This is a genomic window from Pseudarthrobacter sp. SL88, from assembly GCF_026672455.1.
In the GTDB taxonomy this organism is placed as follows: Bacteria; Actinomycetota; Actinomycetes; order Actinomycetales; family Micrococcaceae; genus Arthrobacter.
Genome location: NZ_JAPPRD010000001.1, coordinates 1,763,661 through 1,778,130 on the forward strand (window position 1 = coordinate 1,763,661; position 14,470 = coordinate 1,778,130).

General features: G+C 66.0%; 12 protein-coding genes and 1 pseudogene. 9 read left to right on the forward strand and 4 right to left on the reverse strand.

The window, feature by feature from the left end; genetic code table 11:
* The first annotated feature begins 110 nt into the window (after positions 1–110).
* The 6 genes from mihF (at position 111) to OVA06_RS08155 (ending at position 6,188) form a co-directional block, all read left to right on the forward strand.
* A complete protein-coding gene (gene mihF, locus OVA06_RS08130) occupies positions 111–428 on the forward strand; it encodes an integration host factor, actinobacterial type (protein WP_015937189.1) in 318 nt (105 codons plus the stop codon).
* A 51-nt stretch (positions 429–479) separates the two neighbouring features.
* Positions 480–1,073 (forward strand): guanylate kinase, encoded by a 594-nt coding sequence (gmk, locus tag OVA06_RS08135; protein WP_056079391.1) that lies wholly within the window; start codon positions 480–482, stop codon positions 1,071–1,073.
* Between the two features lie 16 nt (positions 1,074–1,089).
* Positions 1,090–1,350, forward strand: a complete 261-nt coding sequence (gene rpoZ / locus OVA06_RS08140) for a DNA-directed RNA polymerase subunit omega (RefSeq protein WP_003800778.1) — start codon at positions 1,090–1,092, stop codon at positions 1,348–1,350.
* A gap of 35 nt (positions 1,351–1,385) precedes the next feature.
* Positions 1,386–2,633 carry a bifunctional phosphopantothenoylcysteine decarboxylase/phosphopantothenate--cysteine ligase CoaBC gene (gene coaBC, locus OVA06_RS08145; RefSeq protein WP_261619676.1) on the forward strand — a complete coding sequence of 416 codons (1,248 nt, stop codon included), beginning with the start codon at positions 1,386–1,388 and terminating at the stop codon, positions 2,631–2,633.
* Between the two features lie 87 nt (positions 2,634–2,720).
* A complete protein-coding gene (gene metK / locus OVA06_RS08150; protein ID WP_268157524.1) occupies positions 2,721–3,956 on the forward strand; it encodes a methionine adenosyltransferase in 1,236 nt (411 codons plus the stop codon).
* A 105-nt stretch (positions 3,957–4,061) separates the two neighbouring features.
* Entirely contained in the window at positions 4,062–6,188 is a 2,127-nt protein-coding gene (locus OVA06_RS08155; RefSeq protein ID WP_268157526.1) for a primosomal protein N', read from the forward strand.
* A gap of 27 nt (positions 6,189–6,215) precedes the next feature.
* Here the strand turns inward: OVA06_RS08155 and OVA06_RS08160 are convergent, their stop codons facing one another.
* The 4 genes from OVA06_RS08160 to OVA06_RS08175 are packed head-to-tail and all read right to left on the reverse strand — an operon-like array spanning position 6,216 to position 10,087.
* Positions 6,216–7,292, reverse strand: a complete 1,077-nt coding sequence (locus tag OVA06_RS08160; protein WP_268157528.1) for a glycosyltransferase family 4 protein — start codon at positions 7,290–7,292, stop codon at positions 6,216–6,218.
* The gene (locus OVA06_RS08165) at positions 7,289–8,218 is read right to left on the reverse strand and encodes an alpha/beta fold hydrolase (protein ID WP_268157530.1); all 930 of its coding nucleotides are present in this window, start codon (positions 8,216–8,218) and stop codon (positions 7,289–7,291) included. Before OVA06_RS08165 ends, OVA06_RS08160 begins: the two co-directional genes overlap by 4 nt.
* Entirely contained in the window at positions 8,215–9,102 is an 888-nt protein-coding gene (locus tag OVA06_RS08170; RefSeq protein ID WP_268157532.1) for an aldo/keto reductase, read from the reverse strand. The genes OVA06_RS08165 and OVA06_RS08170 overlap by 4 nt, the downstream gene beginning before the upstream one ends.
* 10 nt (positions 9,103–9,112) lie before the next feature.
* Positions 9,113–10,087, reverse strand: coding sequence for a sugar-binding transcriptional regulator (locus tag OVA06_RS08175; RefSeq protein ID WP_056079935.1), 975 nt, complete (start codon positions 10,085–10,087; stop codon positions 9,113–9,115).
* 100 nt (positions 10,088–10,187) lie between these two features.
* On the opposite strand from OVA06_RS08175, the pseudogene OVA06_RS08180 reads away from it, so the two are divergent.
* The 3 genes and pseudogenes from OVA06_RS08180 to glpK all read left to right on the forward strand — a co-directional run bounded on the left by OVA06_RS08180 (position 10,188) and on the right by glpK (position 14,440).
* Positions 10,188–12,042: pseudogene (locus OVA06_RS08180) on the forward strand (glycerol-3-phosphate dehydrogenase/oxidase).
* Between the two features lie 90 nt (positions 12,043–12,132).
* Positions 12,133–12,882 (forward strand): MIP/aquaporin family protein, encoded by a 750-nt coding sequence (locus OVA06_RS08185; RefSeq protein ID WP_056079368.1) that lies wholly within the window; start codon positions 12,133–12,135, stop codon positions 12,880–12,882.
* 43 nt (positions 12,883–12,925) lie between these two features.
* On the forward strand, positions 12,926–14,440 hold the full coding sequence (gene glpK, locus OVA06_RS08190; protein ID WP_261619670.1) for a glycerol kinase GlpK: 1,515 nt from the start codon (positions 12,926–12,928) through the stop codon (positions 14,438–14,440).
* The last annotated feature ends 30 nt before the right edge of the window (positions 14,441–14,470 follow it).

A 14,470-nucleotide genomic window follows, 5' to 3' on the forward strand; every position in this document is an offset into this window, starting at 1 on the left:
TCCCGGTTTGCGCCCATCCATTGATTCATCCAGCACCAGAGGGTAGTTTCAGGACAGGTCCAAGGGCGGCCGCCCTTGGATAAATTCCGCCGATTCCGGGGGTATGCGTCATGGTACTGCGACCGTTATCCGCGTCGGAACGGGCCGAGGCCCTGGGCAAGGCGGCGGCCGCACGCGCTGCCCGGGCTGCCGCGAAGGAAAGCCTCAAGAACGGCAAACGGTCCGCAGCCGACATCATCGACTCGGCCGCCGCCGACGACGCGCTGGCGAGGATGCGGGTGTCCGAACTCCTCGAAGCGCTGCCGGGCATCGGCAAGGTGCGGGCAGCTGCCATCATGGAACAACTGGGCATTGCCGCGTCCCGCCGCGTCCGGGGCCTCGGCGTCCACCAGCGTCGGGCGCTGGTAGATTTTATAGACGAACATTAGGGCCGGCCGGCGCCGGCCCGCCCCAACCCCGAAACCTCGGCAAAGGAATACGTGAGCAAGAAACCCGGACTGACAGTCCTCGCAGGTCCGACAGCTGTTGGCAAAGGCACCGTATCCACCTATATCCGCGACAACTACCCCGAGGTCTGGCTGTCCGTCTCAGCCACCACCCGTGCCCCCCGCCCGGGCGAAGTGGATGGCGTGCACTACTTCTTCAAGTCCACGGAGGAGTTTGAACGGCTCATTGCGGAGGGTGATCTCCTGGAGTGGGCAGTAGTGCATGGCCAAAACACCTACGGCACGTTGAAGAGCACCGTCAACGAGGCCATTAAGGAAGGGCGTTCCGTCCTTCTGGAAATCGACCTCCAGGGTGCGCGCCAGGTCAAGGAGGCCGTTCCGGACGCCAAGTTCGTGTTCCTCGCCCCGCCCACCTGGGACGAAATGGTGCGCCGCCTGGTGGGCCGCGGCACAGAAACCCCGGAAGAACAGCAGCGCCGGCTGGAAACCGCTAAACTTGAACTTGCTGCTGAACCGGAGTTCGACCATACCGTCATCAATGACGACGTCCGCCGGGCAGCGGACGAGCTTGTTTCACTCATGGGGCTGACTCCTCATGCACACCTGCAGGAACCGTCAGCCCGCTAGAATTTTTGGAGAATTCGTGTCCACGAACCTTGAAGGCATCATCAACCCGCCGATCGACTCGCTGCTCGAAGCGGCCGACTCCAAGTATGGCCTGGTGATCTTCGGTGCCAAGCGCGCTCGTCAGATCAACGCCTACTACGCCCAGCTGCACGAGGGACTCTTCGAGTACGTCGGCCCCCTGGTAGACACCAAGCTGAACGAGAAGTCCCTCTCCATCGCCCTGCGCGAGATCAACGAGGGCAAGCTGGTATCCACACCGATCGAAGCCGCAGAATAACATCTGCCGCATGACGTGCTGCTGACGGAGGTCACGTGCGCATAGTCCTCGGAGTCGGGGGAGGGATAGCCGCCTACAAGGTGGCATCGCTCCTCCGGCTTTTTACTGAAGCCGGCCACCATGTCACGGTGATCCCCACGGAGGCGGCAACCCGCTTCGTCGGGACTGCCACCTGGGAGGCCCTCTCCGGCAACCCCGTGAGCAACAGCGTCTTCGACGACGTCCACCAGGTCAACCACGTCCGGCTGGGCCACGAGGCGGACCTCGTGGTCATCGCCCCGGCCACGGCCGACCTCCTGGCCAAAGCGGCCACGGGCCAGGCGGGCGACCTCCTCACCAACACGCTGCTGATGGCCCACGGCCCCGTCCTCTTCGCGCCGGCCATGCACACCGAGATGTGGCAGCACCCCGCAACCCGGGCCAACGTGGAAACACTCCGCGGGCGCGGTGCGGCGGTACTGGAGCCGGCTTCCGGCAGGCTGACGGGCTCGGACTCCGGGCCGGGACGGCTGCCCGAACCTGATGCCATCTTCGACGCCGCCATGGCGCTGGTCCACGGACAAACTGATTTCCAGCTTCCGCTGGCCGGCAAGACCGTCACCATCAGCGCCGGCGGAACACGCGAACCACTGGACCCCGTCCGCTTCCTGGGCAACCGGTCCTCCGGCAAGCAGGGCGTAGCCCTGGCCGTCGCCGCACGGAACGCCGGTGCAACCGTCCGGCTGCTCGCAGCCCACATGGAAGTTCCGCCGCCCCCGGGCGTTGACGTGGTCAACGTCGAAACTGCCCTGCAGTTGCGCGAGGCTGCGCTTGCTGCCGCCGTTGATTCCGACGTCGTCATCATGTCCGCCGCTGTGGCAGACTTCCGCCCCGCGGACATCTCGGACACGAAAATCAAGAAACGCGACGACACTGCAGATCCCGTCATCACCCTGGTCCGCAACCCGGACATCCTGCAGGAGCTCGTCGAGCGCCGCAACCAAGGTATCGCCGGTCCAGCAGCGGGCGGCCAGCTCATTGTGGGCTTTGCTGCTGAAACGGGTGACCAGCACGGGGATGTCCTGGCCTACGCGGAGGCCAAACTCCAGCGCAAGGGCTGCGACCTGCTGGTGGTCAACCATGTCGGCTCGGACAAGGTCTTCGGCAAGGACACCAATTCAGTGGTCATCCTGGCCCGTTCCGGCTCCGAACCCCAAGAGGCGTCCGGCACCAAGGCAGACGTTTCCGCGGCCATCATCAGCCGCATCGGTTTCGAACTGAACCAGGTGTCGCCCCGGGCGTGACGTGTTTAGTACCACGTTTGCTTAGTACCGTGACATCCCGCGACGTCTCCTGACGGCCGCGCGTGATCCAACCAGTAAGGTAGTTGAGTGACTTTACCGCTGCACCTTCACCAGACCTCCGGGGCTACGCCCTCGTCCCTTCGGCTCTTCACCTCGGAGTCCGTCACCGAAGGCCACCCGGACAAGATCTGCGACCAGATCAGTGACGCCATCCTGGACGCCCTCCTTGCGGCCGATCCGGAGTCCCGGGTGGCCGTGGAGACCATGGCCACTACCGGGCTGGTGCACGTTGCCGGCGAAGTCACCACCGACGCCTACGTGGAGATCCCGCAGATTGTCCGGGAGACCATCCTCGGCATCGGCTACGACTCATCCGCCAACGGCTTCGACGGCGCACGCTGTGGAGTGTCGGTGTCCATCGGGCAGCAGTCCAATGACATCGCCGGGGGAGTGTTCAACTCCCTTGAGGCCCGCGAAGGACGCCAGGAGGACGACTACGACCTCCAGGGCGCCGGCGACCAGGGCCTGATGTTCGGGTATGCCAGCGACGAAACGCCGTCCTACATGCCCACCCCCATCTGGCTGGCGCACCGCCTGTCTGAACGCCTCACGGAAGTCCGCAAATCCGGCGAACTTGCCTACCTGCGCCCCGACGGCAAGACCCAGGTCACGGTAGGTTACGACCACGACAGGCCTGTGTCCGTCGAAACTGTGGTGATCTCGAGCCAGCACGCTGAGGGCGCCAGCCTGGAACAGCTCCGGTCCGACCTCGCCTCCATTGTCATCAAACCGGTCCTCGCCGCCGCAAACCTTGATGTCTCCCGGGCGGCCAACATCCTCAACCCCGCCGGCGAATTCGTCATCGGCGGTCCCGTGGGTGACGCCGGGCTGACCGGCCGCAAGATCATCGTCGACACCTACGGCGGCATGGCCCGCCACGGCGGCGGAGCGTTCTCGGGCAAGGACCCGTCAAAGGTGGACCGTTCCGCCGCATACGCCATGCGGTGGGTCGCCAAGAACGTCGTAGCCGCCGGGCTGGCCAAGCGCGCCGAGATCCAGATCGCGTACGCGATCGGCCAGGCCCGCCCGGTAGGCACCTACGTTGAAACATTCGGTACCGAGACCGTTGACCCTGCACAGATCAGTGCCGCCATCGCTGAGATCTTTGATCTCCGCCCGCGGGCCATCATCGACGCTCTGGACCTGAAGCGCCCCATCTACGCCAAGACGGCAGCGCACGGGCACTTCGGCCGGGACGACCCCGACTTCACCTGGGAACGCCTGGACCGGGTTGACGACCTGAAGGCCTGCTTCAACGCCTAGCCTCTAGGCTGCGGGGGGCCGCGCCGCCGTGCACGAGCCGCGCGGATGTCGGTGCCCCGTGGTTGGCTGGCCTTTTCGCCCGGGAGCTGAACGGAGGTAGCCGCCATGGCCAAGGACTCCGCACAGCCCGCCCTGGATCTTCCTGTACCGGTCGGCGGGCCGGTCCAGCCCACGCTGCTGCAGGGCTTCCCTGCCAGCACCCAACCGGTCGGCGTACCTTTGGCAGAACACCTGCCGGTGGCACGGGTCCTGGTGGAATCCTCCTTGCCGCACCTCGACCGCCCTTTCGACTACGCCGTCCCCGCTGCCATGGACGCGGACGCCAAGCCTGGCGTGCGCGTCAAGGTTCCCTTCAACGGCCAACAGCTCAACGGCTTCCTGATGGACAGGATTTCCGTTTCCGACGCCGGCCATACGCTTGTGCCGCTGGCGAAGGTGGTCTCCCCGGTGCCTGTCCTCACCCCGGCCGTGGCAGAGCTCGCCAACGCCGTGGCAGCCCGGTATGCCGGAACCGTCAGCGACGTCCTTCGGCTCGCTGTGCCGCCACGCATGGCCAGGCTGGAAAAGGACTACCTTGCCGGTCCCGAAGAAGCCGCACCTGTGCCGGCTGGCCGTGAAGGCGAAGGCAGCCCGTCCGGCGGCGCGTGGGGAGGCTACCGCAACGGCGTGGCCTTCCTCCGCCACCTTTCCGCCGGCGGATCCCCCCGCGCCGTCATCAGCCCGCTGCAAGGCTATGGCCCGTCCGGCTGGCCTCAACTGCTGGCTGAGGCCGTCGCCGCCACCTACGCCGCGGGGCGCGGAGCCGTGGTGGTGGTTCCGGACTACCGCGACCTTGACCGGCTGGAGCAGGCGCTTACGGCCCTGATACCGGTAGAGGCGGTGGCCAGGCTCACTGCCGACGACGGGCCCACACCGCGGTACCGCAGCTTCCTGCGGCTCCTGGCCGGCTCCGCCCGGGTTGCCATCGGCACCCGGTCGGCCGCGTTCGCGCCCGTGGCCAACCTCGGCCTGGTGGCTTGCTGGGACGATGGTGACGATCTCCATATTGACCAGCGCGCCCCCTACGCCCACACCCGCGAGGTCCTGCTCCTGCGCGCCGAACAGGAGGGCTCGGCCTGCCTCCTCGCCGGACATGCCCGGAGTACCGAGGTGCAGAGGCTGGTTGACGCCGGCTGGGCCCTGCCTGTCGAATCGGATCGGCAGACCACCAGGCGCACGGTACCGCGGGTCCTCAATACCGCGGACAGCTTCGAACAGGAACGCGACCCACTCGCCCGCATTGCACGCCTGCCCGGTGCCGCGTGGCGGGCCGCCAAGGAGGGGCTCGAACGCGGGCCTGTCCTGATCCAGGTGGCACGGGCAGGTTACGCGCCGTCACTGGTGTGCGACTCTTGCCGCGAACCTGCCCGGTGCGGCAACTGCCAGGGGCCGCTGGCCCTGGGCGGAAGCTCAGCCATACCCCAGTGCCGCTGGTGTTCGGCGCCCGCACCGGACTGGCGGTGCGTGCATTGCACCGGGCGGCGGCTTCGCAAGGGCGCTACGGGCGTGCTGCGGACGGCGGAGGAGTTGGGACGCGCGTTCCCCGGCACCACTGTGGTGACATCGTCCGGCGATCACGTGAAGGCCTCGGTAGGCCCTGGCAAGGCACTGGTGGTGGCGACGGTGGGAGCTGAACCGGTGGCCGAGGGAGGGTACGCCGCTGCCCTTCTGCTGGACGGCGATTCGTTGCTGCGCCGCGAAACCCTCCGCGCCGGCGAGGACACCGTCCGGCGGTGGTTTAACGCTGCAGCCCTGGTGCGTCCCGCTTCCGAGGGTGGACTGGCCGTCATCACTGCGGGGGACACAGCTGCGGTGGGTGCGTTGCTGCGCTGGGATCCGGCAGGCTACGCCCAGCGGGAATCGTCGCTGCGGGTAGAACTCCAGCTTCCCCCAGCTGTCCGGATTGCTTCCGTTACAGGCCCGCGTGCCGCCGTCGAGCACTTCACCGGGGCAGTCTCTGCAGACTTGGCCGGCTCCGGCATCCACCTGCGCCTGGCCGGTCCTGCCCCGGTGCTGCTGGCCGGACCTCCGGCACCCGGCCGCTCCGGCGAGGACGTCCGGACCCTGCTGTTCTTCCCCTACGGCCAGGCCGCCGTCGTCGTCCGCGTCCTGCGCGCTACCCGTTCCGCGGTAGCTGCCAAACGGGCCGTCGATCCTTTCCAGCTCCGCCTGGACGGCGTGGACGTCCTCTAATGGAGGCGGCTCCGCAGCAGGAGGTTGCTACCGGCGCCGTTTCGCCACGATTTCCCGGGCCGTTTCCATCAGCTGGCGCGCTGATTCATCCCAGGTGAATTCGTTGGCGCGGATAACGGACAGCCGGGAGATTGTCTGCCAGTGTTCGTCATCCTGCAAGCGGGACACGGCCTCCGAGAACTGGGAGGGCGACGCCGGGTCGACGTAGGTTGCGGCGTCCCCGCCCACTTCCCGGAAGATCGGAATGTCGCTGGCAATCACGGGTGTCCCCAAAGCCATGGCTTCCACGAGCGGAAGGCCATAGCCTTCGGCGCGGGACAGGCTCACCAGGGCAGTGGCCGTTCGCAGGTACGAGTCGTACTCCGCATCCGTCACACCGTTGTGGAAGACCACGGAGGCTCCGGCCGGGACCAGCAGTTCCAGCTCTGCGCGCCGCCCGGGCGTGATCCGGCTCAGCAGGTGCAGGGTGTAGCCGCGCAGCCCGGCCATCCCGGCCAGCATCGTTTCCACGTTCTTGTAGGGCATGAAGGAGCCCATGTAGACGATGGTCTTGTCGGCGCCGTCGCCGGGGCGGCGCGGTTCCTGCGCGGGCTGGGGCGCGTTGCTGATGATCCGCACCGGACGCCGGGTGAGGCGGTACTTGGCGATCAGGGCTGCCGTGGTACGGCTGATGGTGGCCACGGTGTCGGCCCGGTTGAGGAGCAGCCGCTGGGGCCAATAGGCCTTGTGGTACAGCCGCCAAAGCAGCCGCACCGGCGCGGGGAGGAACCCGGGTGGGGCGGGGTGTTCGTAGTAGATCAGGTCGTGCAGCGTCAGCACCAGCCCGTACTTGCGTCCCCAGGTTCCCATGGTCTGCATGGGACAGACCACCACATCGGCGTTCAGGGGGTTCACCTTGCGCGCAACGAACAGTTCCAGCGGTGAGAGCGGACTGTTGATGAGGGTGTAGGGGACGTCAGGCAGCAGGGCCAGTTGCCGCTTGTCCGATATCAGCATGCTGACGTCCGCGATCTTAGCCGTGGCCGCGATCAGGCTGGCACCGTAGCGGCTGATGCCGTCGTGATGGTCGGTCCGGGTAAAACGGGCGTCGATGACGATCTTCACGCGGGGTGGTCCTTCAGGAAGGTTTGGATATGGCGGGCAGCCGGTTCCGGCGTCTCGTAGTGGATCAGGTGTCCGACGCCGGGAATCACCTTGAGTTCGGCGTCAGGCAGGAGCGCCAGGAGCTTGTGCTGGTCCGGCAGGGCGGCGATTTCGTCTTTTTCCCCGGCAATCAGCAGCACGGGAAGTTTGAGGCCGGTGGCCACTTCGCTGACATGGTGGCTGACCGAGGCCGTGAAGGACTCCAGCAGGCTGTCCCTGTCCGCAAAGGAACTGAAGTAGGCGTGGTGCTGGCCATGGATGAAGGCGCGGAGCTCCCTGTCTCCGGTCTTGGCCATGGCTTCACTCATGACCCGGACAATCAGCGGGTTGCGGAGCAGTGCCTGGCCCGCTTTGCTGGGGAGCCGGGCGGCGAGGCGGTAGTAGAGCACCGCCAGCCTGGTCATGATTCCCTTAGGACCCTCAAGGGCCGGGGCGGCGATGGGATTGACCAGGATCAGCGGATTCACGGCCCCCGGGTGGCTGGCCGCAAAGTGGGAGGCGACGATGGAGCCGAACGAATGCCCCAGCAGAACCGTGTCCGGCCCGAGGGACAGGGCCTCCATGAACGCTGTGATGAACCGGCCGTACTGTTCCACCGAGTGGGCACCGGACGGGAAGGCCGCGGAACTTCCGAAGCCGGGCAGGTCCGGCATGATGATCCTCATGTCGGGGAGGTGGTCGGCAACGCGCAGGAGTCCGTGGTGGTCACCGCGGAATCCGTGGATGACCAGGATGGTCCGCGTTCCGGGCTGCACTTGCACAGGCTCGTAGGTCCAGTAGGCGACGGGGGCGCCGTCGAGGTGCAGTGTCGAAGCGGTGGTGCGGGCCGCCAGGTCCGCGCTGATGAAGCTGGCCGTGCCGGAGCCGGCCGGGTGTGTTGTGTTCATGGGTGGTCCTGGTTGACGTTGTCCGGGTGGGAGCCGGTGCGGTGCCCGCGGTCCAGGCCTGCGAGCGCCGCCATGTCCCGCGGCGACAGCTCAAACCCGAAGACGTCAAGGTTCTCCCGGATGCGTGCTTCTGAGCTGGCCTTCGGGATGGCAACGTGGCCCAGCTGCATGTGCCAGCGGAGAATGACCTGCGCGGGAGTCCGCCGGTGTTCGGCAGCGCACGCCTGGATGACGGGGTCGGCCAGGACCTGGCCGCGCCCCAGGGGACTCCATGCCTCAGTCAGGATGCCGAGCTCTTTGTGCTTGTGGCGGAGCTCCTCCTGCTGGAGCCAGGGGTGGAGTTCGATCTGGTTGACGGCTGGCACCACTTCGGCCGTCTGCAGGAGCCGGTCCAGGTGGGCCGGCTGGAAGTTGCTGACGCCGATGGCCCGCACCCTGCCCTCCCGGTACAGCGTTTCGAGGGCACGGTAGGTTTCCGGGAACAGACCCTTGCGCGGGCAGGGCCAGTGGATCAGGTACAGGTCAACGTAGTCCAGCCCCAGGTTGACCATGGAGTCGTCGAAGGCGCGCAGGGCTGCGTCGTAGCCGTGGTGATCGTTCCAGAGTTTCGTGGTGACGAAGAGGTCTTCCCGGGAGATCCCCGGAAACAGCTCTCCCGATCCTCCGCTGATACCCGTGGACGGTGTGCCGAGCTGGGCGCTGATACCCCGCGCCACGCCGGTTTCGTTGCCATACATGGCAGCTGTGTCAAAGTGGCGGTAGCCGGCGGCGAGCGCGGTCTGCACCAGCCCTGCGGCGTCGGCGGGCGGCACCTTGTAAAGCCCGAACCCGAGCTGGTTGATCAGCACGCCGTTGTTGAGGCTCAGCCGCGGTGAGGTTTTCATGGTCCCGACTCTACCCATTGCGTGGGGCAAGGCTTTCGAAATCCACCAAGCGGCGCGCGGTGGCCTCATCCAGGATCAGGTCTGTGGCCAGGTTGGCTGCCAGGGCGCCGCGCAGTCCGTTGATCTTGGACACGCCTGAGACCACGCAGATCCTTCGGCGGACCTGCCTGAGCTCGGCCAGGGCAGGGCCGGTGGAGCGTTCGTTCAGGATGATCCCGTCGGACGAGCCGTCGCTGCGGAAGAACACCGTGGCCACGTCGCCCACCACATCGGAGGTGGCCAGGATGTTGAGGTCGGTTTCATCGAGGTAGCCGCCTGCATAGACGTGGCTGGGGTAGTCGGCATTAACGGAGCCCACACCGAAGATGGCGATGCTCATCTTCGCCTGGAGCTCAAGGATGCGCTGCACGCTGCGTTCATTCCACATGGCGGTCTTGGTGGCGGCATGGTCGAAGAACGCAGGTACCGGAAACTGTTCGACGCGGGCACCATAGGCGCTGCCGAACCTGCGCATGATGTCGCTGGCGTAGGTAATGCCGGTGGTGTGCATGTTGCCCGCGCCGTTCAGTTGCACGATGACGCTGTCGTGGGTGATCTTCCTGGTCAGGTGCCGGCTCACGGCGCTGAGGGTGGAGCCCCAGGCCACCCCGATGATGGCGTTGGAGTCCACCAGCGGGCCGATGGTGCGCGCAGCCTGCATGGCCACCCGGTCAAGGGTTTCCGCCTCGTTGAGGGTCTCCAGGACAGGGACCACATGAACGTCGACGTTGAAACGCCTGCGGATCATGCCCTCGAGCTCAGGGCCGGTGTCGAGCGGGTTGCGTATCTGAACCTGCACCAGGCCGGAGTCGCGGGCAGCCGACAGCAGCCGCGACACCGTGGAACGGGACGTCCGGAGTTCGCGCGCTATCGCATCCATGGTGAGGTCCTGCAGGTAATACATTTGTGCAGCGCGGAGCGCGTCTGCGTGCCGTGAGGCGGCCATTTCGGGTCCGATCTGCACATTTGTGCATAGTGCTTGACTCCATTTTCCATTACTCCAAAGAATGGTGCATACAGCGCCGCATCCACGGCGCGGACGCACCATGCACGCAAAGCCCAAGGGAGTCGTTTTGGGACCCAAGGATCCAACTGTCCAACCATCCGCAGCAGCACCCGCGCCAAAGCCGGCGGCGGAGCGCACGTCCGTCCACAACCTCAGGCTCCGTCCGCACGCAAAAGTGCTGGTAGTCGGTGGAGGCATCAACGGCGTCGGAACCTTCCGGGACCTCGCCCTGCAGGGCGTTGACGTGGCCCTCGTAGAGCGCGGCGACTACTGCCAGGGCGCCAGCGGAGCGTCGTCCCACATGATCCACGGCGGCATCCGATACCTGGAAAACGGCGAATTCCGGCTGGTCCGCGAATCAGTGGTGGAACGCAACAGGCTGCTGCGGATCGCACCCCACTACGTCAAGCCGCTGCAGACCACCATTCCCATTTTCAGCACATTCTCCGGAATCCTTTCGGCGCCGTTGCGGTTCCTGACGCACAAGCAGCAGGGCCGGCCGAAGGAGCGCGGCGCCTTCCTCATCAAGCTGGGACTCAGCCTCTACGATTCCTTCTCCAGGGACGGCGGCAGTGTTCCGCGGCACCAGTTCCGTGGACACAAGCGCGCCCTCGCGGAGCTGCCGGACCTTCGGCCCGACATCAAATACGCGGCCACCTACTTTGACGCTTCGGTGCACAACCCCGAGCGACTCACGCTGGACGTCCTGCAGGACGGCGAGAAGGCAGGCCAGGCGAACGCGGGGGGAGCTGCCGGCCAGGGAAGCACAGCACGCGCCAGCAACTACCTTTCCCTGCAATCCATGACCGGCCGCCCCAATCCCGGCACGGGCAAGGGCGGCACCGTCCGGCTGCGCGACGAGCTGACGGGGGAGGAGTTCGACTTCACCGCGGACGTCATCGTGAACACCACCGGCGCCTGGGTGGACCTGACCAACGAAGCCATGGGTACCACGTCGTCATTCATGGGCGGCACCAAGGGCTCCCACATTGTGCTCGACTCTCCCGAACTGCTCGCTGCATGCCGGGGGCGGGAAATCTTCTTCGAACACACTGACGGCCGGATCGTCCTTATCTACCCGATGGGGGACCGGGTCCTGGTCGGAACCACCGACGTCGACGCCGACATGTCCCGGGACGCCGTCTGCACCGACGAGGAAATTGACTACTTCTTCGACCTGGTGGGGCATGTGTTCCCGAACATCCCGGTCACGCGCAACCAGATTGTCTACACCTTCTCGGGTGTGCGTCCGCTGCCCAGGCACGATGCCACCCAGCCGGGCTTCGTCTCCCGTGACTACCGCATCGAAACCCGCCGCCCGGCACCTGCGGGGACCGGCGCCGTCGTACTCAGCCTGGTAGGCGGGAAATGGACCACCTTCCGTGCCCTTGCCGAACACCTCACCAACGATGTGCTGGCAGAGCTCGGCATGCACCGCAAAGTCTCGACAGCGCAGCTGCCCATCGGAGGCGGCGCCGGGTTCCCGGCGGACGACGCCGGAGTGCAGCGGTGGCTCAAGGCACACATGGGCCACGGCCGGGACGCTGACCGCACCGCAGGGCTCCTGACCCGGTACGGCACGCGCGCAGAAGCGGTAATCGAATACCTCGACGCCGGTCCGGACCGGCTCCTGCATTCAACGCGCGAACTGAGCGTCCGCGAACTGGAGTTCATGGCAGCTCACGAACAGGTGGGGCACTTGGTGGATGTGCTGATCCGGCGCACCTCCCTGGCCTTCCGGGGACTCGTGACCGGCGAACTCCTGAACGAGGTTGGCCGACATCCTGTCCGTTCCGCTGAAGTGGGACGCTGCAGCCCGCAGCGCCGAGATCAGCCACGCCCAGGAAGTCCTGCAACGGCTGCACAGAGTGGAAACACACAGCCTGGTCGCTTAGGCCGGGCTGCCAGCCGGGACGAAAAACCGTCCCGGCCCGACGGCCCCTCAACCCGCGAAGGGCCAACAACAAAATATAGAGGAGTCAAAGATGTCTCTTGGAATTGTTTTCTTATCCGAGGTGTTCGGAACGGCGATGCTCACCCTGCTGGGCTGCGGCGTTGTTGCCAACGTCGCCCTGCGGGGAACGAAAGGCAACAGCGGCGGGTTCCTGATGGTCACCTGGGGATGGGGTATCGCCGTGTTCTGCGGCGTGTTCGTCGCCGCAAAGTCGGGCGCGCACCTGAACCCGGCCGTGACCGTGGGCCTGCTCCTCAACGGGAAGGCCGAGTACGCCCCCGGCGTCGCCGTGGACGTAGCGTCGACACTGACCTACTTCGCCGGTGAAATGCTGGGCGCCTTCCTCGGCGCTGTGGTCTGCTGGCTCGCCTATAAGCAGCACTTCGACACGGAAGAGGCTGCTGCCAGCAAGCTCGGCGTCTTCTCCACCGGCCCCGCCATCCGCTCCACCCCCTGGAACCTGGTCACCGAGATCATCGGCACGTTCGTTCTGGTGTTCGTCATCCTCACACTGGGTGGCACCCCCTCGGGCCTCGGGCCGCTGGCTGTCGCACTGCTCGTCGTAGGCATCGGCGTCTCGCTGGGCGGCCCCACCGGCTACGCCATCAACCCCGCCCGTGACCTTGGTCCCCGCATCGCCCACGCCCTGCTTCCCATCCGGGGCAAGGGTTCCAGCGACTGGGGCTACTCCTGGATCCCGGTGGTCGGTCCCCTGGTAGGCGGTGCCCTCGGCGGCATCGTTGCACGGATCGCACCCATCATCATCACTGCCGCTTCCTGAACAGCTGATCCAACCCATCCACCAACCAGACAAGGACGTCACCATGAACCAGTACGTAATCGCCATCGACCAGGGCACCACCAGTACGCGCGCCATCATCTTTGACCACAGCGGCGCCATTGTCTCCTCGGGCCAGATGGAACACGAGCAGATCTTCCCCAAAGCAGGATGGGTGGAACACAATGCCGCGGAAATCTGGAACAACACCCGCGAGGTCATCGCCTCCGCACTGTCCAAGGCGAACCTGACACGGCACGATATCGCCGCCGTCGGCATCACCAACCAGCGCGAGACGGCTGTGGTGTGGGACAAGACCACCGGCGAGCCCGTGTACAACGCCATCGTGTGGCAGGACACCCGGACGCAGGACATCGTGGACGAGCTGTCCAAGGACGGCGGCGGTGACCGGTTCAAACAGAAGGTCGGCCTGCCGCTGGCCACCTACTTCTCCGGCACCAAGATCAAATGGATCCTGGACAACGTGGACGGGGCCCGGGAAAAGGCCGAGGCCGGCAACCTGGTCTTCGGCAACACCGACTGCTGGGTTCTGTGGAACCTGACCGGCGGCGTGGACGGCGGAGTGCACGTCACCGACGTCACCAACGCATCCCGGACGCTGTTCATGGACCTGGAAACCCTGCAGTGGGATGACGGGATCCTCGACGTCTTCGGTGTTCCGCGCAGCATGATGCCCGAGATCAAGTCGTCCTCGGAGGTGTACGGCACCGTCCACACCTCGCAGCTGCTGCGTGAAACCCCGGTGGCGGGCATCCTGGGCGACCAGCAGGCGGCAACCTTCGGCCAGGCGGCCTTCGAAACCGGCGAAGCCAAGAACACCTACGGCACCGGCTGCTTCCTGATCTTCAACACGGGCGAGGAAATCGTCCACTCCAAGAACGGGCTGCTCACCACAGTGGGCTACAAGCTCGGCGACGCCAAGCCCCATTACGCCCTGGAAGGCTCCATCGCTGTCACCGGTTCGCTCATCCAGTGGCTGCGGGACAACCTGGGCATGATCAGCAGCGCTCCCGAGGTCGAAACACTGGCGGCAAGCGTCAAGGACAACGGCGGTGTGTACATCGTTCCGGCGTTCTCGGGCCTGTTCGCTCCGTACTGGCGCCCGGACGCACGCGGCGCGATCGTTGGCCTTACCAGGTTCGTGAACAAGAACCACATTGCCAGGGCGGCGTTGGAGGCGACGGCGTTCCAGACCCGCGAGGTGCTGGACGCGGTCAACGCGGACTCCGGTGTCCCGCTGACCGAGTTGAAGGTCGACGGCGGCATGGTTGCCAATGACGCGCTGATGCAGTTCCAGGCGGACATCCTTGGCGTGCCCGTGATCCGCCCGAAGGTCATCGAGACCACGGCGCTGGGTGCAGCGTATGCGGCCGGGCTGGCCGTCGGGTTCTGGAAGGACCTCGGCGAGCTTTCGTCCAACTGGTCCGAGGACAAGCGCTGGGAACCCCAGCTGGATCAGGCCGAGCAGGACCGTCAGATGCGGCTCTGGCGCAAGGCGGTCACCAAGTCCATGGACTGGGTGGACGAAGACGTGCAGTAGGACCGTTGTCCATCAGGGGCCACCTTGCCA

Coding starts and splice junctions, on each gene's coding strand:
- mihF (WP_015937189.1), top strand. CDS start 111: ATGGTACTGCGACCGTTATCCGCGTCGGAACGGGCCGAGGCCCTGGGC.
- OVA06_RS08155 (WP_268157526.1), top strand. CDS start 4,062: ATGGCCAAGGACTCCGCACAGCCCGCCCTGGATCTTCCTGTACCGGTC.
- OVA06_RS08165 (WP_268157530.1), bottom strand. CDS start 8,218: ATGAACACAACACACCCGGCCGGCTCCGGCACGGCCAGCTTCATCAGC.
- OVA06_RS08170 (WP_268157532.1), bottom strand. CDS start 9,102: ATGAAAACCTCACCGCGGCTGAGCCTCAACAACGGCGTGCTGATCAAC.
- OVA06_RS08175 (WP_056079935.1), bottom strand. CDS start 10,087: ATGGCCGCCTCACGGCACGCAGACGCGCTCCGCGCTGCACAAATGTAT.
- OVA06_RS08185 (WP_056079368.1), top strand. CDS start 12,133: ATGTCTCTTGGAATTGTTTTCTTATCCGAGGTGTTCGGAACGGCGATG.
- glpK (WP_261619670.1), top strand. CDS start 12,926: ATGAACCAGTACGTAATCGCCATCGACCAGGGCACCACCAGTACGCGC.